This window comes from Streptomyces sp. NPDC031554 (assembly GCF_055580685.1).
The window spans coordinates 15000-34959 of the sequence record NZ_JBVIKX010000010.1 but is presented as its reverse complement, the minus strand read 5'-3'; the positions used below and the strand labels follow the sequence as shown (position 1 = coordinate 34959).

General features: G+C 73.5%; 15 protein-coding genes and 1 pseudogene. 6 read left to right on the top strand and 10 right to left on the bottom strand.

Features of this window, described 5'->3' with window-relative positions; translation table 11 throughout:
• The first annotated feature begins 33 nt into the window (after window positions 1-33).
• Complete coding sequence (locus ACZ5FU_RS24500; protein ID WP_469046624.1) at window positions 34-3132, top strand: AMP-binding protein; 3099 nt, start codon at window positions 34-36, stop codon at window positions 3130-3132.
• 165 nt (window positions 3133-3297) lie between these two features.
• On the opposite strand, the gene ACZ5FU_RS24495 is transcribed toward ACZ5FU_RS24500, so the two are convergent.
• Window positions 3298-3582 (bottom strand): SHOCT domain-containing protein, encoded by a 285-nt coding sequence (locus tag ACZ5FU_RS24495; RefSeq protein ID WP_451525801.1) that lies wholly within the window; start codon window positions 3580-3582, stop codon window positions 3298-3300.
• Between the two features lie 77 nt (window positions 3583-3659).
• Window positions 3660-4082, bottom strand: a complete 423-nt coding sequence (locus tag ACZ5FU_RS24490) for a DUF6325 family protein (RefSeq protein WP_451525893.1) — start codon at window positions 4080-4082, stop codon at window positions 3660-3662.
• Window positions 4083-4263: 181 nt separating this feature from the next.
• Here ACZ5FU_RS24490 and ACZ5FU_RS24485 point away from each other — a divergent pair, with 181 nt between their 5' ends.
• The 3 genes from ACZ5FU_RS24485 (at window position 4264) to ACZ5FU_RS24475 (ending at window position 8412) form a co-directional block, all read left to right on the top strand.
• Entirely contained in the window at window positions 4264-5604 is a 1341-nt protein-coding gene (locus tag ACZ5FU_RS24485; RefSeq protein ID WP_451525802.1) for a hypothetical protein, read from the top strand.
• 215 nt (window positions 5605-5819) lie between these two features.
• Window positions 5820-7238 (top strand): DUF2252 domain-containing protein, encoded by a 1419-nt coding sequence (locus ACZ5FU_RS24480; RefSeq protein ID WP_451525803.1) that lies wholly within the window; start codon window positions 5820-5822, stop codon window positions 7236-7238.
• Window positions 7239-7473: 235 nt separating this feature from the next.
• Entirely contained in the window at window positions 7474-8412 is a 939-nt protein-coding gene (locus ACZ5FU_RS24475; RefSeq protein ID WP_468642126.1) for a hypothetical protein, read from the top strand.
• Between the two features lie 203 nt (window positions 8413-8615).
• On the opposite strand, the gene ACZ5FU_RS24470 is transcribed toward ACZ5FU_RS24475, so the two are convergent.
• The 3 genes from ACZ5FU_RS24470 to ACZ5FU_RS24460 all read right to left on the bottom strand — a co-directional run bounded on the left by ACZ5FU_RS24470 (window position 8616) and on the right by ACZ5FU_RS24460 (window position 13766).
• Window positions 8616-9845, bottom strand: coding sequence for a hypothetical protein (locus ACZ5FU_RS24470; protein WP_451525805.1), 1230 nt, complete (start codon window positions 9843-9845; stop codon window positions 8616-8618).
• 369 nt (window positions 9846-10214) lie between these two features.
• Entirely contained in the window at window positions 10215-10700 is a 486-nt protein-coding gene (locus ACZ5FU_RS24465; RefSeq protein WP_451525806.1) for a DUF427 domain-containing protein, read from the bottom strand.
• Window positions 10701-11048: 348 nt separating this feature from the next.
• Window positions 11049-13766 (bottom strand): FAD/NAD(P)-binding protein, encoded by a 2718-nt coding sequence (locus ACZ5FU_RS24460; protein WP_469046622.1) that lies wholly within the window; start codon window positions 13764-13766, stop codon window positions 11049-11051.
• Between the two features lie 313 nt (window positions 13767-14079).
• On the opposite strand from ACZ5FU_RS24460, the gene ACZ5FU_RS24455 reads away from it, so the two are divergent.
• Both ACZ5FU_RS24455 and ACZ5FU_RS24450 read left to right on the top strand, forming a co-directional pair.
• On the top strand, window positions 14080-14544 hold the full coding sequence (locus ACZ5FU_RS24455; RefSeq protein WP_451525808.1) for an RrF2 family transcriptional regulator: 465 nt from the start codon (window positions 14080-14082) through the stop codon (window positions 14542-14544).
• 253 nt (window positions 14545-14797) lie between these two features.
• A complete protein-coding gene (locus ACZ5FU_RS24450; RefSeq protein WP_451779290.1) occupies window positions 14798-15232 on the top strand; it encodes a VOC family protein in 435 nt (144 codons plus the stop codon).
• 63 nt (window positions 15233-15295) lie between these two features.
• Here the strand turns inward: ACZ5FU_RS24450 and ACZ5FU_RS24445 are convergent, their stop codons facing one another.
• The 5 genes and pseudogenes from ACZ5FU_RS24445 to ACZ5FU_RS24425 all read right to left on the bottom strand — a co-directional run bounded on the left by ACZ5FU_RS24445 (window position 15296) and on the right by ACZ5FU_RS24425 (window position 19535).
• On the bottom strand, window positions 15296-16279 hold the full coding sequence (locus ACZ5FU_RS24445) for an NmrA family NAD(P)-binding protein (RefSeq protein WP_451525810.1): 984 nt from the start codon (window positions 16277-16279) through the stop codon (window positions 15296-15298).
• 300 nt (window positions 16280-16579) lie between these two features.
• A pseudogene (locus tag ACZ5FU_RS24440) lies at window positions 16580-16866 on the bottom strand (alpha/beta fold hydrolase); the annotation flags it as partial.
• A 30-nt stretch (window positions 16867-16896) separates the two neighbouring features.
• Complete coding sequence (locus tag ACZ5FU_RS24435; RefSeq protein WP_451525811.1) at window positions 16897-17598, bottom strand: SDR family oxidoreductase; 702 nt, start codon at window positions 17596-17598, stop codon at window positions 16897-16899.
• Between the two features lie 461 nt (window positions 17599-18059).
• The gene (locus ACZ5FU_RS24430; RefSeq protein ID WP_451779377.1) at window positions 18060-18716 is read right to left on the bottom strand and encodes a CocE/NonD family hydrolase; all 657 of its coding nucleotides are present in this window, start codon (window positions 18714-18716) and stop codon (window positions 18060-18062) included.
• 3 nt (window positions 18717-18719) lie between these two features.
• Window positions 18720-19535 (bottom strand): oxidoreductase, encoded by an 816-nt coding sequence (locus tag ACZ5FU_RS24425; RefSeq protein WP_468835048.1) that lies wholly within the window; start codon window positions 19533-19535, stop codon window positions 18720-18722.
• Window positions 19536-19960: the final 425 nt, after the last annotated feature.

Here is a 19960-nt window from a genome sequence, read left to right as displayed (position 1 = left end):
GCACCACCACGAGGAAGAAACGAGGGGAACCCGATGCCGGAGCGTGGCCTGTCGATCATCGCCGGAGCCGTGAGACCCGTCCCGGACGTGTACGCGGCGTTCCGTGCGCAGGCCGACAGCCGTCCCGGGCGGACGGCGGTCCGGCACGGTGCCGAGGCCCGCACCTACGGCGAACTGCGTTCGGCGGTGGAGAACCTGGCCGCCCGCCTGCATCGCCGAGGAGTACGCCCCGGCACACCGGTCGCCGTGTACGCGGAGCGCGGCGTCCACGCCGTCGATGCCCTGCTCGCCGTCCTGCGCCTGGGCGCCACGTACGTGCCGATCGACGTGCACCACCCGCCGGAGCGCTCCCGGGCCGCCCTGCACGCCGTCGGAGCGGCCCTCCTGCTCTCCTGCGGGGACGTGCCCTTCGACGGGATCGAGACCGTCGACCTGCGCAGCCCCGAGCCGGGCGGGACGGTTCCCGCCGACGCGCCGGCACCCGCTCCCGACGATCCCGCCTACGTCCTGTTCACGTCGGGCTCCACCGGTGTCCCCAAGGGGGCCCGGCTGCCCTACCGCACCCTGGCGAACCTGGTCTCCTGGCTGCGCCGGGTGGCGAGCGTGGGCGCGGGGGCCCGCACGGTCCAGTTCTCCCGGGTCAGCTTCGACGTCTTCCTCACGGAGGTGCTCGGCACGCTGACCACCGGTGGTGAGCTGCTGGTGCTCGACGAGTCCCGCCGGGCGGACGTCGAGTACCTCCTGCGGTTCTGCGAGGAGCAGCACGTCCAGCGCCTCCACCTGCCGTTCGCGGCCCTCCGCCCCTTCGCCGAGTGGGCGCAGTACCGCAAGGCCGTGCTGCCGGGTCTCGTCGAGATCTCCACGGCCGGCGAACAGCCGTACGTGACAGCGGCGTTGGAACGCCTCCTGAGCGGTGGCACCCGGCCGGTCCGGCTCACCAACCAGTACGGCCCCACGGAGACCCACGTGGTCACCGAGGCCGTCCTCACCGGTGATCCGGCCGGCTGGCCGCGCACGCCGTCGGCCGGGACCGCCCTAGACAACACCGTGGTCGCCCTGCTGGACGCCACGGGCGCCGTCGTACCGTCGGGCGAGGAGGGCGAGGTGAGCGTCGTCGGCGCGCCGGTGGGGCTCGGCTATGTGGGGGCGGCGTCCACGGAGCCCCGGCCGGGCTTCGGCCCCCTCGACGCGCTGGGCGGGCGGTGGGGGTACCGCACCGGCGATCTGGGCCGGATCGAGGGCCGCGAGCTGGTCCTGCGCGGCCGGATCGACGACCAGGTGAAGATCAGTGGGCACCGGGTGGAGCCCGGCGAGATCGAGGTCCTCGCCGACCGTGCCGCGAGCCTCGCCGAAGTCGCCGCCGTGGCCGTGGACGCGCCGGGCGGGGTGCGGACCATGGTGCTGTTCGCGGTACCGGCGCCCGGGGCCGTCGTGGACCCGGACGCCCTGCGCCGCGCACTCGCCGGCCACCTGCCGGAGGCCGTGGTGCCCAGCCGCGTCGTCCTGTGCGACGCGTTGCCCCGCACCGGCACGGGCAAGATCGACCGCAGAGCCCTCGCCGGGAGCCTCGCCGTCCGGGCCGTCCCACCGGTGCCCGGCCCCGCGCTGTCGGCGGACGAGGCGCGGATCGCCGCACGCCTCGCCGCGGTGCTCGGCCGTGGGCCGGTCCGTGCCGCGGACTCCTTCCTCTCCCTGGGCGGCAGCTCGTTGCAGGTGATGACCCTGATGACCGGGCTGGCGGCCGAGTTCGGCAGCGCGCCCGGCATCGACCGGCTGCTGGGCGGGGCCACCGTGTCCGAACTGGCCGGGCAGTTACGGGCGGGCCGGTGGCGGGAGCCCCGCGCGGACGGCTCGCCTCACGAGGCGGGTCCCCCCGCCTTCCCGGGCGGCCCGGCGGAGGGGACGACGCGCCCGCTTCCCGCGTCGACCGTCCAGTCCGAGATCTGGCTGGCCGGCCGGCTCGGAGACCCGGCGGCGTACAACGTCACGGTCGCCCTCGACGTCGCCGGCACGCTGGACCGGACACGACTGCGGCACGCCCTGCGGCGCACCGTCGCCGGGCACCCGGCGCTGCGCTCACTGCTGAGACGCAGGCGTGACCGGATCCTCGTCCATCACCCGCAGGAGTGGTCCACCCCGTTCGTGTACGAGGAGGCCGGTGCGCAGGAGGGGCCGGCCGGGGCGGACGCGAGGGAACGGGCCTTCGCGGACCGGCCGTTCGACGTGGGAACGGACCTGCCGGTCCGGCTGATGCTACTGCGCGGCCCGGACCGGGACCGGCTGGTGATCTCCTTCCACCAGCACGCGGTGGACGCCGCGGGCGTCCAGACGGTCGTCGACGACCTGGCCCACTGGTACCGCACCCCGGACCGGGCCCCTCGGGAGGCGGCGGACGCGCAGGCCGGCCCACACGCCGGTCCGGGACCGGCGGACGCCGCCACCCTGGCCTACTGGAGGTCGGCTCTCGATGGGGTCGCCCCGGCGCGGACGGCCTGGCTCCGGCGCGAGGGCGCGTCCCCGTCCGGACGGGCGGTCCACCGACGTCTCGCCCTCCCCTACGACGTGCTGCGCCCGGACCGGACCCCGGCGAGCGGGACGGTCACCCGCTTCGCGAGGATCCTCGGTGCCTTCGCCCACGCCGCGCACGCCGTGGGAGCCCCGGGGGAGTTCCTCACCGGCGTCGTCTCGACCCGCCGCGTCCCGGGGGTCTCCGCCCCCGTCGGCTGCCACCTGGGACTCCTGCCGATCCTGCTGAGGCCGCGGGCCGAGCTCTCCGACACGGTGAGCGCCGTGCACGCCACCATGGCGACGGCACTGTCCCACCGGCAGATCTCCCTCGGCGAGCTGGCCCCCCTCCTGCCCGAGGGCTCGGCCCTGACCACGACGTTCGGACTCGACGACGCGGAGACGCGAGAGATCGACTTCGCCGGCACCCGCGCCACGACCCGCTACGTCCACGCGCGCACGCTCCAGTTCCCCCTCGCCCTCACCCCGTGGACGAGCCCGCTGGGCGCCGCGGGCCTGGACGCGGTCTTCGACGACGGCCTCCACCTCCCGCACACCGTCGACACCCTGCTCCGCGAGTGGGCCCGCCACCTGCGCGACCTGGCAGCTGCCCCCGGCCGGCCCTGAACGGCCCCGGAGCGGGCCAGGCCCGGGAGACCGGCCCGGACCGGGGCTGCTCCGTGCCGGTGAGTCCCGGCTTCCGCACCTGGTGCACCGTCCGGCCGGAGAGTCCGTGGACACGCCTCACGCCTCACGCTTACGCGCGTTGTCGCGCGGGTGGGCGGGCGCGGCTCACGCCGCCAGGAGCCTGCGCTTCTGCTCCTCGAACTCGGCCTCCGTGAGCACCCCTTGGGCCTTGAGGTCGCCGAGCTGCTTCAGCTGTTCGATCTTGCTCGCCATGTCCGTCGCCGGCGGTGGGGGAGGCGGTTCGGCGTGGGCCTGCGGTGGGGGCGTCGCCCCGTACCCCTGCTGCGCCGCCCAGCGTCCCTGCTGACGCAGCGTGACGCGGTTCGACACGGCGGTCGCCGTTCCGGCGACGACGGCGGTGCGGGCGACCCCGCGGATGAGTCCTGGCACGACCGGCTCCTCTCAGCCCGTCAGGCACCTCGGGTCTTGTCGTTCGGCGGGCGGCCCCGTTCGGTCGGCGGCCCCGTTCAGCGGGCGGCCTCGGTCTCGTCGAGGGCGGCGAGGAGGGCCTGGACGGGCACGCGTCCGGAGGCGACCAGCCTGGCTCCGCCGCGGCGCAGGGCGGTGGCGAAGGGCGCGGCCCACACGTTCTCGTAGATCAGGATGCCGGCGGAACAGCCGGGCTCCAGCGCGGTGGCCGCCTCCTCGACGTCGTCCTGACCCAGCAGCCCCGAGGAGGCGCCCTCGAAGACGGAGAGGTCGAGCCGGCCGTCGCCGGTGAGGTCGGCGATCTCCATCCCGGTGACCGACCCGTCGTCGTCCTTCCTGACGAAGGTCAGGTCCAGGACCCGGATGATGCCGCGGTCCACCAGGTCGACCAGGAGGGGGAGACCCTCCCCGGTCATGCGGTTCCCGGGGAACTCGACGACCAGGTAGTCGATGGGGCCCATCTCTTCGAATTCTCCGACGTCCTCGCTCACGGCGTCACCTCCGAGGCTCACGGCCGACCCCCCGGCGCCCCCGCCTCCCTCATTGCAGCATCGCCCGTCCGGCCCCGCACCTCGGTACGCCGTTCACCCGCCCGGTGCTCCCGGGTCGCACGCCGCGGGCCGGACGGTTCTGCTGGTGGCCATGAGCGACAGCGGCGACGGAGAGCTCTCGGCGGGGGAGCGCGGCGAGCTGGGTGAACTGCGCCGCCGCGTCAGGGCCCTGGAAGCCGCCGGGCCCGCCAGGACGCACCGGCACCATCCGCTGCGCTCGCTCGGCTCGGCCCTGCTGATCCTCCTCGCGGCCCTGCTGTCGCTGCTGTCCGTCGTGGCGGTGTGGGCGAACAGCATCGTGCAGGACACCGACCGCTACGTCGCCACCGTCGGCCCGCTGGCGAGCGACCCCGACGTGCAGAAGGCGGTCACGAACCGGGTCACCGACGCCGTACTGGCGCAGGTCGACGTGGACGCGCTGGTCCGGCAGCTCACGGACGCGGCCGGGCAGCAGGGGGTCCCGCCGCGGGTGGCCCGGTTGCTCGGCGATCTCGACGGCCCGATCGAGAACGGGCTCAAGCAGCTGGTCGGCAGCACCGTGGAGCGGGTGGTCACCAGCAGCGCCTTCGAGACCGTCTGGGTCGACGCCAACCGCAGGGCGCACTCGGCTCTGGACAAGGCCCTGACCGGGCAGGCCGACGGACCGGTCGAGCTGAAGAACGACCAGGTCGTCGTCGATGTGGGGCCGATCGTCGCCCAGGTCAAGGAAAGACTGGTCGACGCCGGCTTCTCGCCCGCCGCCAGGATCCCGGACGTGCACACCGACTTCGTGGTGTTCTCCTCGCAGGACATCGGCCAGGTCAGGACCTACGTGCGCGTGCTGGAGATCCTCGGCGGCTGGCTGCCCCTCATCGCCCTGCTGGTCGCCGCCGCCGGGGTGTACGTGGCGTTCGACCGCCGGCACGCGCTGATCGGGGCCGCGCTGGCCGTGTTCGTGGCCATGCTGGTCCTGGGCATCGCCCTCACCGTGACCCGGGACGTCTACCTCGACCGTCTGCCGGCCGGGGTGTCCCAGGCGGCCGCGGGATCCGTCTACGACGCGCTGATCAGGTTCCTGCGGGCCGGCGTGCGGGCGCTCGCCGCGGTCGCCCTCTTCACCGCCGCGGGCGCCTTCCTGGCCGGACCGTCCCGGATCGCCGTCCTCACCCGGACCGGCTGCCGCCGGAGCATCGGCGCCCTGCGCGGCACGGCGACCTCGGCGGGGCTGCGTCTCGGCGCGGTCGGGCGGTTCGTCCACCGTTTCAAGCGCTGGATCGGGGTGGCCGTCCTGGTGGTCGCGGCGGTCGTCCTGTTCACCTGGTCCTACCCGACCACGGCGGTCGTGGTGTGGACGGCGGTGCTCACGCTGGTGGCCCTCGCGATCCGCGAGTTCCTGGACGACGACCGGGCGGACCCGGCCACCGGGCGCGGGGACCGGGCCGCCGTCCCGTGACCGGCTCGCCGGGTGCCCCCCGCGGGGATACGTTGAGTGCAGGAGCCCTGTGAGCCGGCCGCGCCGGGCGGCGCCGGTCCTTCGACACGGCGGGCGAGGAGTCCGCCGCGAGAACCCTCGCGGGGCTCGCGCCGCGCGGCGGAAGGGCCGGTTCCCGCCGACGGGCCTTCCGCGATCGCCGTACGCGAAGGCGACCTCCCCCTGGAGCCACTGCCATGACCGACAGCCACCCGGACGGACACGGGGTACGGCACCGCACCCCCCAGGAACGAGCCGCGCTCGGCAGGGCGGCGCGGGCCACCGTACCCCGCTCCGGACACGCGGAGTTCGCGCCGGAGCGCGAACGGCCGGACCCGCTGGAGATCATCGAACGGCAGTCGGCCACACGGCTGCCCGACCTCGTGCCCGTCCGCTACGGAAGGATGTCCGAGTCGCCGTTCCGGTTCTACCGGGGGGCCGCCGCCATCATGGCCTCGGACCTCGCGGGCACGCCGACGACGGGGTTCCGGACCCAACTGTGCGGCGACGCCCACATGCTGAACTTCCGGCTGCTGGCCTCGCCCGAGCGCCGCCTGATGTTCGACATCAACGACTTCGACGAGACGCTGCCGGGCCCCTGGGAGTGGGACGTCAAGCGCCTGGCCGCCAGCCTCGTCATCGCCGGCCGCGCCAACGGCTTCAGCACCAAGGAGCGGGCCGCGATCGTCCGGGCCACCGTGCGGTCCTACCGCGAGAGCATGCGTGCCTTCGCCGGCACCGGCAACCTGGCCGTGTGGTACGCCCAGTTCGACGAGGAATGGGTACGGGCCCGGTTCGGCGCCGACCTGTCCGCGCGGGGCCGCGAACGCTGGGGGCAGGCCGCGGCCAAGGCCCGTTCGCACGACACCCTGCAGGCTTTCGCCAAGCTCACCGGTGTCGTCGACGGCAGGCGCCGCATCGTTCCCGACCCCCCGCTCGTCACCCCGCTCGAGGACCTGCTGCCGGACGACCGCCGCGGCCGGCTGGAGGAGCAGATCAGCGGTCTGATCGAGGGCTACGGCAGGACCCTGCCGTCGGACCGGCGGTTCCTGCTGGAGCAGTACCGGGTGGCGGACATGGCGCGCAAGGTCGTCGGGGTCGGCAGTGTGGGCACCCGGTGCTGGATCGTGCTGCTGCTGGGGCGCGACGACGAGGACCCGCTGTTCCTCCAGGCCAAGGAGGCCGGCGCATCGGTGCTGGCACCCCACGTCGGGGACACCGGCTGCCCGACGCAGGGGGAGCGGGTCGTCTCCGGACAGCGGCTGATGCAGGCCACCAGCGACATCTTCCTCGGCTGGGAGCGGGTCGAGGGGATCGACGGCCACCGACGGGACTTCTACGTCAGGCAGTTGCGGGACTGGAAGGGCGTCGCCGTGGCCGAGGACATGGTGCCGCGGGGCATGCGGACGTTCGGCGCCCTGTGCGGGGCGACGCTCGCCCGCGCGCACGCCAGGTCCGGTGACCGCATCGCCATCGCCGCCTACCTGGGCGCCGGCGACTCCTTCGACCGGGCCCTGGTGACGTTCGCCGAGTGCTACGCCGACCAGAACGAACGCGACCACCGGGCACTCGTCGACGCCGTCGGCGCCGGCCGGCTGCCCGCCGCCGCGGCCTGAGGAGGCGGCGGTGCCGCCGCGCGGGCCGCGGACGGCTCCCGCTTCCGGCGCGGCCCGGCGCCTCGCGCGGGTGGGCACGATCCGCCGGAGCTCTTCGACGGGCCCGGCCGGGCCGTGGTGAGGTCCGCATCCGCCGGGCCGTCCGGGTGCGAAGTACGGGTGGCACCCGCCCGGTGCCGACCGTTCGACGACGCCGGCGGCGGCGCCCCGCCCCGTTCCGGCCGAGGAGGCGCCGATGCGTGGCACGGGGACGACGCGACCGACCACCACGCCGGATCCGCCGAACGGGAGAGCGGGCCCCGGCGCCGCGCCGCAACCGCCGCCCGGCGACCCGCCGACGTACGCCGAGGCCGGCGCGGACTCCCTGTCCGCGCTGCTGGTCGCGTCACTGCGCAGGGGCGGCAGCCGCTTCTTCGAGGCGCGCTGTCAGTGGCCGCGGTGGCACCCGCTCAACGAGCGCCGGCTCGCCGTGACGCACCACCCGGTCGTCATGGCCGAGTCGACCCGCCAGCTCGCCGCCGTCCTGCAACCGCGGCACCTGCCCGAGGCCGCCGTTCCCCTCCACCCCCTCGCGGTGTGCCTCGGGCTGGATCCGCGGACCCGGCCGGTCGAGCGCGGCGGTGCGACCGACGTGGCCGTACGCCTCACCGTCAGCGATCTCCTGCTGCGGGGCGGCGACCTCACCGGATACCGCCTGACGGCCGAGTTCTTCCATGCGCGGACACGGTTCGGGACCTGCGCCATGGACCTGGGCCGCCCGCCGCACCCCGGCCCGTCACCGGGCGACCCGCTGCCGGCGGGACTGCTGCACCCCCCGGCGGCCGCGGTGGGGGCGGCGGTCGAGGCGGACGTCCTGCTCGCCCGTGCTCCGCAGGGCCGCCTGGTGACCTCCCCCCGCGACCCCGGTCACCCCGTGCTGCTTCCCGGGCGTCCCGACGTACTGCCGCCGCTGGCGGTGCTGGAGGCCGGACGGCAGGCGACGCTGCTGCACCGGGGGGCGACGGCCGAGGCCGTGGTCGGTCTCGCCGTCCGGCTGCACGGCCCCGTACCGAGCCGGGGAACGGCCGTCGACGTGGCGGCGGCGGCCCGGGGCCCCGCGCAGTTCGTCATGACGGCGGACGGACAGTGCGTCGCCACGGGGACGGTCACCCTGCTGATGACGGGGGGCCGCTGATCGCGGCGGTGCCTCCCGCGCGGCGACCTCGATCCGCACGGTGTGCGGCAAGTCCGGCAGGTCGAGTTCCTGCGACGGATGTCCGGCCCGGGCGTCGATCCGATCCCGTCGGCCCTACGGCGTCCGGCAGGCCGGTGCGGTGCGGGGCCGGTGCCCTCCGGTCCCGCACCGTGGGACCGCTCGGGTGAACCCGTGCGGTCCGGTCAGCCGACGAACTCGACCATGACGGTCGCCGTGCCGGTCACATGCCGGTCGTCGCCCGCGTAGGTGACCGTGTACTGGGAATACCTGTTCCATTCCGGTGGAGTGTCGCTGAAGCGGAAAGTGCCGTCCCGCCCGACCTTCACATCCGGCAGCTCCACGCCGTTGCGCGTCACCGTGACCGCTTTGCGCCGGGGGAAGGGGGCCAGCGAGGTCAGTTTCCCCGTCACGGTGACCGGCGTGCCGACGGGGTTCGTCGCAGGGGCGGACAGGGTGATCGTGCTGGACGCCTTGGCGACGTCGGTGACGATGCCGAGCACGACCTCGCCCGAGTAGGGGAAGCGGGTGGTGAACAGCCTGTTGCCGTCGGGTGCCCAGGCCGCCCCCCGGGCGAGCAGATCCGTGTACCCCGGCGACAACGCGACCGTGCGGTATGCGGCGGTCTCTCCCGAGCGGTAGATGTAGACGTCCCACTCCCCTCCCGCCACGATCCCCGCGGCGATCGTGCCGTGGGAGTCGACGGCGACGGAGTTGGGATAGGGGCCGGTGTCGTAGCGGGTCTCCTCCGTCAGGTCCGACAGGTGCCACCGCTGGTGGTAGTAGTCGGAGCCGTTCGCGGTGATCACGCTGCTGCCGTCCGGTGTCACGGCGATGTCCTCGACGCTGCCGACGGCCTCGCTGTGGACGGTCTCCCGAAGAGTGCCGGAGCTCACGTCGTACACGCGCATCCCGAGCGCGCCCTGGCTCTCCGCGGCGACGAGCCGGTCAGGCGCGCCCGGCGACGAGGCGAGCCGCGGCTTGCCGTACCAGACGGGGTTGTCGTCGAGGCTGACGGTGGGGGTCGTCCCGGCGACGGTGACCGATCCGATGCCGCCGTCGAAGACGGTGGCCTGATAGCCGAAGAACAGTCGGTCACCGGCGAGGGCGAGGTTCTCCGGTCCGGTGTCGGCCCCGGTCGGGACGCGTCGCGTCTCGGTCAGGGTCGCGGTGTCGATGACGGAGATCGCGTCGGCCTCCGGGAGCGCCACGTACAGGGTGGACTCGTCGGCCGACTCGGCCATGCCCCGCGCCCCGTCGAGGCCCTCCACCTTCTTCACGACCTGCCCGTCGTGGTCGGTGACCAGCACGGCGTCGTCGCCGGGGGCGCTGACGTACACGTGACGGCTGTCGGCGAGGGTCTGCCAGTGGGACCGTACGGGCAGGACGATGCCGTCCCGGGGTTCGGCCGCCACCGCGCCGGGGGCACCGGACAGAGGTAACGACGCGATCGCCAGTACCAGCGTGAGGATTGCAGCAGGTCTTCGGGCACGCACTGGGGAACTCCTTCGAGAGCGGATCCGATCGCACGGGCGCGGCCGGCGGAGCAACTGTAGTGATCCGCGCGGACACCGGGCCCGCAGGTGATCGAGTGCGGAGTGCGTATCAGGCCACGGACTCGCCGCGGCCCTCGTCGTCGGGGTCCGCACCCGAACGACCGGGCCGGTACCGGACGGCGACTGCCGACCGGCCGGCCGGACCGGCGAGGGGTCCGCCCTGAAGGCCTGAGTCGACCGGGACCGTCTCGCCGGTCCCGGCGAGGCGGTCCCGGGGGAGCCTGCTCCTCACCACCTGAGCGTTCCGGGCGCTCCCTTGAAGGGACCGCGCACGTCGCGGGTGATCCAGCCGCCGTAGAAGTCGCCGTCCTGCGCCCGCACCTCCTCCCCGTCGACCGTGCAGCGGTCGACCCGGCCCGGGTAGAAGGCGAAGCAGTCGGTGATCAGACGGTAGGCGGGAGCGGGCCGCGGGTAGCTCCAGGCGGCCCGCTCGCGCACGTCGTCACCCACCACCAGATCCCAGTACCGTGCCTCGCCCTTCCACTCGCACCAGGTGCCGCCGGAGGCGGGACGCAAAAGGTCGAGACTCACGTCCGCGGGAGGGACGTAGAACACCGGCGGGTGGCTGGTCTCCAGGACGCGCACCGCCCTCCCGGTGTCCACCACGAGCCGGCCGCCGCACTCGACGCGGACGTGACGGGTGTCCTCCCGTACGGCGGGCGGCCGGGGGTAGTCCCACACGGACTCGGGCGGCGGAGGCGGGGAAGCGGACATGGGGTCCTCGTGGTGGGCGGGACGGTGCGGTGCCGGTAGGAGATGTTCGGCGCGGCGGGCCCCGCCGGATGCACCCGGCCCGCACCCGCACCCGCGCGACGCGAAGGCCGGCGGCCGGGACGCGTCCGGGGGCCGGTCCTCGGACGCACGTACTTTTTGTGGCTGTGGCTGTGGCTGTCGCTGCGGCGGCGAGGCCGAGGGCGTCGCGGCCGACGCGAGGTCGGACCGTGCCGGCGAGGGGCCCCTCCCGTCGCCCGCCGCGCGGCGGCGGGCCGCCGCCACCGGCATCCCCGGAGTGCCGGCCGGGGACACCGGAGCCGTTCGTCGCCGTCGCGCGGTCCGCTCCCCTCAGACGGGGAGCGCCGCCAGCCGGTGCCGGTCGTGCGGCGAGGAACGGCGGTCCAGACGTTCCTGCAGGCGTACCCGGGCGGCGGTGCACAGGCCCGCCGAGACCTGCGCGTACAGCAGGGTCTCCTCCACGACCTCGCGCTGCGCGGCACTGCCGCCCACCATGCGGAGCATCGGCAGGATCCGCTCCAGCCGCCGCGCCGCCTCGGCCCAGTCCTCCTCCACGAGGTGGGTGAACGCCTCGCACAGCGGGGCGATGACCTCGCGCTGCACCCGGTCGGCGTCCAGCGCGTGTGTCTGCAGCCGCCGCAGTCCCGGCAGGTCTCCCGCGGCGGTGAGGGTGATGGCGGAGTGCAGTGCGGTGAAGGCGGTGGTCGGGCGCTCCAGGATGTCGGCGGAGACCGATTCCAGTACGTCGTCGATCGGCAGGGGGCCCGGCCAGCTGTCGGACATCCGAGCCCGCCACAACAGGGAACCGGAGTCGACCAGGGCCCGGATGCCGTTGACCTTCCCGGGCGACAGCTGCCCCGCCCACCTGCGCCGGACCGCCGCCGCGTCCGCGACGGCCAGCTCGTGCAGGGCGGCGTGCCAGGCGAAGTGGGCGCGGTGCGTGCCGCCGCGGCCCTGACCGCTCAGCCACGCGTCGAGCCGTTCGCGGCCCTTGTCGTGGTCGCCGCGCTCGTAGTGCACGTGCGCCAGGGCGTGCATGGCGTGCCCCGACCCGGGCTCCACCGCGAGGGCCCGCTCCGCCAGGGTCTCGGCCTCGTCGTAGCGGCTCTCCTCCTGGCGTACGAAGGCGAGCAGGGACGTGTGGAACCAGTGCCCCTCGTGGACCGGCGCGGTCTTCTCCAGCAGCCGCAGCGCGGCGCCGCCGTCGAGGTCGTACAGGCCGGAGAAGGCGATGGTCGGCACCGCGGTGGCGAGCGCCAGACGGTCGCCCGGGTGGTCCTCCAGGTGGCGCAGGAGGGCCGCGTCGCCCTCGGCGACCGTGCCCCGGACGCGCCGGGTCACCACGTCGACGAAGGAGCGCTCGCGGTCGTCGGCCCGCTCACGCGCGCTGCGCTGGGCCTCGGCCAAGGAGCGGAAGACGTCCACGTCGGCCCCGCACTCGTGTCCGATCAGGGCGAGCGCGGCGTGGGCGGCCGCGAAGCCCGGGTCGAGTGCCGTGGCCCGCCGGAACGCCTCCGGGGCCCCGGCCCGTACCTTCAGCAGCCGGTCCACCCCCGACCGGTAGGCGGCCGCGGCGGCGGAGTGGGTGCTCAGGGCGAGGCCGCCGCCGTCGGTGGGGCGCCGGGTCGCGCGGCGGGCGGACGCGGCACGGACGAGGGGAACGGCGAGCCGGTCGAGCACCGCTTCCGCCGCGGCCGCGGCCTGACCGCGGATCTCCGGGATCGCGGTGGTCTCCCACAGCTCGCCGCGGCGGAGCGAACCGAGTGTCCACCACGCGCGGCCCGCCCGGCCGTCCCGGTCGCGCAGCCGTCCGTCCTCGGTGGACACGCCCATGCCCAGCGGGCCGGGCAGCGCGTCGCCGCGCCGCAGCAGGTTCCGCCACAGCGGATCGGCCGTGTCCGCCAGCCGCAGGCCCGGCCCGGTGCAGTCCACCACCCAGCCCACGGAAAACTCCCGGCCGTCGGTGAGGGAGACGCGCAGCGAGCGGTCCGGGAGCGTCCGGACGTCGGTGATCCGCCCCCGCAGCGCCCGCAGTCCTCGCGTACGGCGCATCCGGGCCACGTTCTCCGCGGTGGCCGGGGGCATCCGGTGCCGGTGCACGTTCCACAGGGAGCCGTCCCGCTCGAGGAACTCGGCGCGCTCGTCGGCGGGCAGCGACGCCCACAACTCCGCCGTGAGCGGGCGCAGTCCGTCCAGCGCGGGGCGCCAGTCGCCCTGGGCGCGCATGACCCGGCCGACGTGCCGGTAGACCGCGGTGCGCACGTCCGGCAGCGGCCGCCCCGTGAGCGGCTCGGCGCAGGCCACCGCGGGCAGGGGGGTCACGGCGTGCGCCTGGGGCAGTCGCCCGCCGCGGGACACCGCGTGCACCGTCCGGCCGGGCCGGTGCAGCCGCAGGGCCACGTCCACGGCGGTCAGCCCGGTGCCGATCAGCAGCACGTCGTCCGTGCACCGCTCGTCGGCCGGGGCGTCCAGGGCGTCCGGTGCCCAGGGGTCGGCGACGAAACGGTCGCTGTCGCGCAGGGCGGACGGCAGCCACGCGGACGAGGAGGGATTGGGGCCGGTGGCCAGCACCACGCTGTCGGCGTCGACGGCCGTGCCGTCGGCCAGGTCGAGCCGGGCGGTCCCGCCGGGTCCCTCGCTCCAGCGGCAGTCGACGACCCGGGTGCGCAGCCGGCGGACGGTGACCGTGCCGTGGGCCGCGATGACGGCCCGGCCGAGGGTGTCCGCGAGATAGGCGCCGTAGCGGTAGCGCGAGACGAAGTCGGCCGCGGTGACCGTGGGTTCGCCGTGGCGACACAGCCACCGTACGAAGTGTCCAGGGTCATCGGGGTAGCAACTCATGTTCCCGGCAGGCACGTTGAGAAGATGCCGCGGGTCGCGGGTGGAGTAGGCGGTGCCGCGGCCTGCCTCCCCCGCCGGGTCGATCAGCAGGAGTTCCAGGGGGATCCGGCGGCGGACGGCGGTTTCGCAGAGCTGTACGGCGACCAGGGCACCGGCCGCCCCCACCCCCACGACGGCCACGGATCCCCGCGGTGTTAATGACGTCATGTCGTGCCTCCTGCCTGCCGGGCCGCTTGGCCGGATGGGCGCCCGTGCGCGCTGTCGCTCGCGCCGTGCGTGGTGTGGACGGCTGCGCTGGTGTCGCGTGGAGCTGCTCATGGACCGAGGGCCCGGGAGTGAGTGCGCTGTAGTTCACCATTTTTGTGAACTACGGGCAAGGGTGCCGTTCTCCGCCGCCCGGCATCCGTTCCGACTCCGGCATGATCACCGGTGGTCGCCCTTCACGCTCCGTGCCGGCGCGGACCGCCGTCGAGCCCGTGCGATGGCGTCAAAGTCCTTGCGGATGTGAGAAATTGGCCGGATGCGGATCACGGCGAGGACGGACTATGCGGTGCGGGCGATGGCGGAGCTGGCGGCGGCCGGCGAGACGCCCCTGACGGCCGAGCAGCTGTCGGACCGTCAGGACATTCCGGTCCGGTTCCTCTTCGGCATCCTGAGAGAGCTGAGGCTGGCCCATCTGGTGCGCAGCGTACGGGGCCCGCAGGGCGGATACCTGCTGGCCGAGGCGGCCGAGGAGATCAGCCTCGCGGCGGTGATCCGCGCCGTGGACGGCCCCCTGGCCAAGGTGCGGGACCTGAGCCTGACCGACCTGGAGCACCCGGGGGCGGCGGCCGTGCTCCCGGACGTGTGGCGGGCGGTGCGCACCAGTCTGCGCCAGGTGCTGGAGGCCACCACGCTCGCCGACCTCGCCCGCGGTGAGCTGCCGGACGTCGTGCGCGAGCGGGCGCGGCAGTACACCACCGACGTCCGCCACTACGGAAAGTGACATCCCTCGCGCCTTCACGTGTTCCGTGATCCCGGGGTGCACGCGTGGCCGAGAGGGGGTCGTGCGTGGCCGAGAAGGGTCGCCGGCAGGGTGCCTCCGACGGGACCCGGACGGTGACACCCGCATGGTCCGGACGGCGGCACCCGCACGGCCGGGACGGCGCGGCAGCCGGTCCGGCACGGGATTTCTCCCGTCAACCTGCCCATGAAAAAAGGTGAGTTGGCCGACCGGGTCCCCCTGCTACGGTGACCGGATGGCAACGATCAAGAAGTTCCAGGTCACCTTCGACTGCGCGGAACCCGAGCGCGTCGCCCGCTTCTGGTGCGAGGTGCTCGGGTACGCCGTCCCGTCGCCGCCGGAGGGTTTCGCCACGTGGGAGGACCACGATCGCTCGCTGCCGCCCGCGGAGCGGGGGGCGTGGTTCGCGTGCGCCGATCCCTCCGGAGTCGGCCCGCGACTGTTCTTCCAGCGCGTCCCCGAGGGCAAGACCGTCAAGAACCGCGTGCACCTCGACGTGCGGGTCGGCACGGGGCTCGTGGGCGAGGAGCGCCTGGCCGTCCTCGAGGCCGAGTGCGCGCGGCTGGTCGCGCTCGGCGCGGTGCACCTGCGGACCCTGCTCGCCGACGAGGACAACGAGTCGTGCATCGTGATGCAGGACGTCGAGGGCAACGAGTTCTGTCTCGACTGAGCACCCGGCACGCGTGACGCCGACGTCCCGGGACAGCACGCCTAGGGCTCCGACCAGGACCGCTCAGTGGCTCAGAGCGGCCGCGAGCTCTTGGATGCGCGGATGGTTCTCCAGCGCCCACCGCACGGTCTTCGGCGGACGCCCGAGCAGCGTCTCCAGCTGGTCGGTCACACCGCGGTACCCTCCGCCGCCGATCAGTCGGGTCAGGGCCTTCATGTGCGCCGCGGTGTGCGGATACTGGGAGAGGTTGCTGTCCACGAAGGTCTCGTTCCAGGTTTCGATATCTTCGGGAACGTAGGTGACCGGGCGTCCCAGCACGGCCGCGAAGTCCTCCGCGAACCCGTGCATGTCCTTCAGGTCCGGACCGTTGAGCTCGTAGGACTTGGAGATGTGCGGCGTCGGGTCGGCCAGGATCTTCGCGGTCACCTCCGCCACGTCATAACCCGCGACGGGCGCGAGCCGGTGAGGGCCGAAGGGGAGGCGCAGTTCGCCCCTGCTCAGTGGCTCCAGCGCCAGCCAGGTCATCAGGGGGTTCTCGACGAACATGGCTCCTCGGATGTTGACGGTCGGAAGGCCGGACCACTCCAGCACCCGCTCGGCGATCCAGTGGGCCCGCTGCTGCGGCGACCACTCCGTGAGGTTCCCGCCGAGCCATGCCCGCCGCTCCTCCTTCGGCGCGGTCATCTTCTCGACCGTCATGAAGGACTGCTCGAACTCGGAGATGTTGACGAAGACCTCGATGTCGCCCTTGGCCCGCGCCGCCGCGGCCATCAGGCTGACGGCATCGGTGTAGTACGGCGACAGGCTCATGCTGAAGTAGATGCGCCGGACGCCCTTCAGCGAGGCGGTCACGTCGGCCATGTTGAGCAGGTCACCGACGAACACCTCGGCCCCGGTCTGCCGGAGCGCGTGCGCGCGTTCGTCGTCCCGCCGCACGAACGCCCGCACCGGGTGCCCTTGTTCGAGCAGCATGTCGACCATCGTTCGGCTCACGCCGCCGATGTGGCCGGCGGCTCCGGTGATCAGGATGGGATTGCGCTTCGGCATCAATGTGTCCTCTGTTCAGTGGGGGTGAAACAGCTGTTGGCAAGGGCGCGGGAGGCGGGCACCGAAGGCGGGATCGTCGAGTTCTGCGGCCGCTGCCACGCGGGCCTTGGGCTCGGCTCCGGTCGAACGGTGCCGCCCAGGCGGATTCTGCGGAGTGTCATCGGCGCGATGAGATGTCGACGCGACCGAGGAAGTCCAGGAGTGCGGCGTCGACCTTCGCGGGACGCTCCTGCCGAGTCCAGTGTCCGCAACCGGACAGCACGACCATGTCGTGCAGTTGAGGATTCCGGGATATTCTTGCTGCTCCTCACCGAGCTCCTCGATCAGGCCGATCACATCACCGACGAGGTGGAGCAGGGTGTACGCGTCGACGTCCGGCGGCTGCTCGCTGCGGGCGTAGCCGCGCTGACCGGGGGCGACGACCCGATGTCCGGCCGCTGCCGGCGCCCTGGAACTGGTGACGCCAGGAGGACCAGCTCTCCGGCCGGCCGTGCAGCAGCAGGACCAGCGGCCCCCTGCCCCTGCTCGGCGATGTGCGGTCCGAGTCCGTTCACGTCGACGAAGCGGTGGGTGAGCGAACCTTCCACGGAGCTTTCCTTTTGCGTATGCGTGTGCGCTTAGTTCTTCAGCTGTGCGTAAAGGGCTTCGAGGTCGGCGGACAGCTGCGACTTGACCCAGCGGGTGGTGTCGTCGGCCAGCACCTCATGGGCCCCGGTCTCGATGCCGTCGAGCGCGGCCCCGGCGACGTCGCGGGGGTCGGCCTTGGGCGCGTCGAGTCCCGACGTCATGTCGGTGTCCACGTACGCCACGTGCAGACCGGTCACCGCGATGCCGCGCGGCTGCAACTCCAGGCGCAGGGAGTTGCTCTGCGACCACAGGGCGGCCTTCGAGGCGCTGTAGGGCGTGCCGTCGGCCAGCCAGGACAGCGCGGAGTGAACGTTGAGGATGTGGCCACCGCCGTTGCGCTCGATGATCGGCGCGAAGGCCCGGGTGACCAGCAGCGGCCCGTAGAAGTTGGTCTCCAGATCCCTGCGCACGTCGTCCATCGGGGAGTCGAGGTACGAGGCACCGACCGAGGCGCCGGCGTTGTTGATCAGGACAGTCACGTCCTGGGCCTGCTCGGCGGCGGCCGCGACAGACGCCGGATCGGTGACCTCGAGAGCCAGCGGAACGGCACGGGGGTGCGTCACCGTGCGCGGGTCGCGGGCCGTGGCGTAGACCTTGCCCGCCCCCCGCCGGTAGAGCTCATCGACCAGCATCTTGCCGATGCCCCGGCCGCCTCCGGTGACGAGGACGGTAGCGCCCTTGATTTCTGTCACGACAACCTCCGAGAAGTAGGAAACCGATCGGTTTCATTCACTGTAAACCGATCGGTTTCCTCGTGCAAGTCGGGCCGGCGCTGTGCGGCTCGGCGTCGTACGGGGCCCGGTCGACGCGTTACGGGCCGCCCAGGGGCGGCGGCCGGAGCCCGCCGCCATCCGGCACGTGGCGCAAGGACCGCTCAAGTACTGCCGGCGGGCGAGGCGGGCCTCGGGCGGCGAAGGACCCGCGTGCCTGGGGGATCGTCCGGGCAGGATGCCGCCCGCCATGTCACCCGGACGGTCTCCGGCGCTTCCTGCCGGGCCGGAACCACCGGCAGGCCGATGCGGGACGCGCGGGCGGTGTCATGGAGTCCGCTGCCGGGCCATTGGGGGCAGTGGCTGCGTCCCGCCTACGGCACTCCACCGTCGCCGATCAAGCTCTGGAGCCGGCCGGGCACCCGCCGCCGGCCGGCATGGGTTCATGAACCCGTGATCAGCGTGGCCGACCTGTCGGCCCGGCATACGGCAGTGAAGTTCGCGGAGCGTGCCCCGGCTGAAGATGTCGTAGCAGCCGTCGGCCTGGAAGACGGGCAGGTCGACCTGTCGCGCGGCCCGGAGAGGCGGCAGGACCACGCCCGGTCGGGCTCGCGCCGGGAACGCTCGTGGCCGATCTCGGGGAGGTCGTGCCGGGCGAACGCGGGAAACGGCTCAGCGGACAGCTCCCCGTGACCGTCGCTCGTCAGACCGGCGAGATCCGGTAGGAACCCGGCGGTGCCGCTCACGAACCCGTCGGGGTCGGTGCGGTGGCGTCGCGTCAGGGTGCCGACGCCCTGCGTGAGAGACCAGGGCGCGGTGATGCTGAGCTCGATCGCGCCACCGCGCGTCCCGCAGCCGTCGTCCGGATCGGACCACGTGATCTGCGGCGCGCTCACCTTCGGCTCCGGCGGCGCCGCCCTCCACCGGGCGTTGCCGAATCGACTGCCGTCGATCAGGCCGACGGAGCCGTTCGAGGCAGGAAGGGCGGCGGCCCACCATGCGGTGTCGTAACCGTGGCGCTCTTCATGTGTCCACGGCCCCCCTTCGCCCTCGGAGGCGAACCGGCCCCGGACGTCTTGAACGACCCTCGGGGCGGGCAGGCGTCAGTCGGCCAGGCGGTTGAGCTTGCGGATCTGCTTGTCGAAGACCCCGGCGGGAGCGAGGCGGTGCAGCATGCTCGCGCGGCCGGCCACGGGACCGGCGGTGTAACGCAGCTTCGGCTTCGGGTCGGTCGCCGCTGCGACGATCACCTTGGCGACGACGGCGGGGTCGTCGCCGCCCTTGATCGAGTCCACCATCAGGCGGTCGAAGGCGTGCCGCTGCTTGTCATAGACCGGCAGGGGCGTGTCGGGCCGGGGGCTGCCGGCCTCGAATCCGGTGCTGGTGTAGGCGGGTTCGACGAGAAGCGCCCGGACACCCTGCTCGCGGACCTCGTGGTCCAGGGACTCGGAGTACCCCTCGATCGCGTGCTTGGACGCGGCGTAGACCGCCATGTACGGCGAGGGGAGGAAGCCGACCACGGAGGACACGTTGATGATGCGCCCGCACCCCCGGGCGCGCATGTGCGGCAGGACCGCCTTCACCATACGCATCACGCCGAAGACGTTGACGTCGAAGACGGCCTGGGCCTGCGTGACGGAGTTCTCCTCGGCCGCACCCATCAAGCCCATGCCGGCGTTGTTGACCAGGACGTCGATCCGTCCGAACCGGTCGACCACCTGCCGGACCACGGCGGTGGCCGACGCGTCGCCGGTCACGTCGAGGTCGAGGAGGGTCACGCCGTCGAGCGGGGGGACGCGGGAGGCGTCGCGGCTCGTGCCGACCACCTTGAACCCCGCTTCGACCAGCGCGAGAGCGGCTGCCTTCCCGATACCGGATGACGAACCCGTCACGAGGGCCACTGGCCGGTTCGTCGCCATGATGAACTCCTGAACTCGAGGGGAAACTGATCGGTTTCTCCACGGTAAACCGATCGGTTTCGACATGCAAGCGCAGCATCGACCCGCCCGCCGCGCCCCTTGGGCGGCTCGCCGCGTGATGCGGAGCGGCCGGTACGCGGCAGAAGGCTTCAGCCGGACAAGAAGGTGACCTTCGCCCCCGCACCTATGAGCGGCTGGCGTTGAAGCGCGGGACGGCCCGCCGGATCGGTGAGGTTGTCCAGGCCGGCTGGATGGGGCTCCGGAGAATGGGGCCCCTGCCGCCGGAGTCGGGCCGAGGCCGCCGAGACCACGGTCCTTCTCGCGCATGCCCTGCTCGCCGGCACCCTTGCGGCCACCGGCCCGTCCTGCGGTCACCGGGAAGCGCGGGCGGCACGGGGCCGCTCCGCCCCCGGAGACGGACATCG

What these genes read in the sequence shown, in the direction of transcription:
- ACZ5FU_RS24500 (WP_469046624.1), top strand. Translation starts at nt 34, where the DNA reads ATGCCGGAGCGTGGCCTGTCGATCATCGCCGGAGCCGTGAGACCCGTC.
- ACZ5FU_RS24490 (WP_451525893.1), bottom strand. Translation starts at nt 4,082, where the DNA reads ATGGGCCCCATCGACTACCTGGTCGTCGAGTTCCCCGGGAACCGCATG.
- ACZ5FU_RS24485 (WP_451525802.1), top strand. Translation starts at nt 4,264, where the DNA reads ATGAGCGACAGCGGCGACGGAGAGCTCTCGGCGGGGGAGCGCGGCGAG.
- ACZ5FU_RS24480 (WP_451525803.1), top strand. Translation starts at nt 5,820, where the DNA reads ATGACCGACAGCCACCCGGACGGACACGGGGTACGGCACCGCACCCCC.
- ACZ5FU_RS24475 (WP_468642126.1), top strand. Translation starts at nt 7,474, where the DNA reads ATGCGTGGCACGGGGACGACGCGACCGACCACCACGCCGGATCCGCCG.
- ACZ5FU_RS24465 (WP_451525806.1), bottom strand. Translation starts at nt 10,700, where the DNA reads ATGTCCGCTTCCCCGCCTCCGCCGCCCGAGTCCGTGTGGGACTACCCC.
- ACZ5FU_RS24460 (WP_469046622.1), bottom strand. Translation starts at nt 13,766, where the DNA reads ATGACGTCATTAACACCGCGGGGATCCGTGGCCGTCGTGGGGGTGGGG.
- ACZ5FU_RS24455 (WP_451525808.1), top strand. Translation starts at nt 14,080, where the DNA reads ATGCGGATCACGGCGAGGACGGACTATGCGGTGCGGGCGATGGCGGAG.
- ACZ5FU_RS24450 (WP_451779290.1), top strand. Translation starts at nt 14,798, where the DNA reads ATGGCAACGATCAAGAAGTTCCAGGTCACCTTCGACTGCGCGGAACCC.
- ACZ5FU_RS24445 (WP_451525810.1), bottom strand. Translation starts at nt 16,279, where the DNA reads ATGCCGAAGCGCAATCCCATCCTGATCACCGGAGCCGCCGGCCACATC.
- ACZ5FU_RS24425 (WP_468835048.1), bottom strand. Translation starts at nt 19,535, where the DNA reads ATGGCGACGAACCGGCCAGTGGCCCTCGTGACGGGTTCGTCATCCGGT.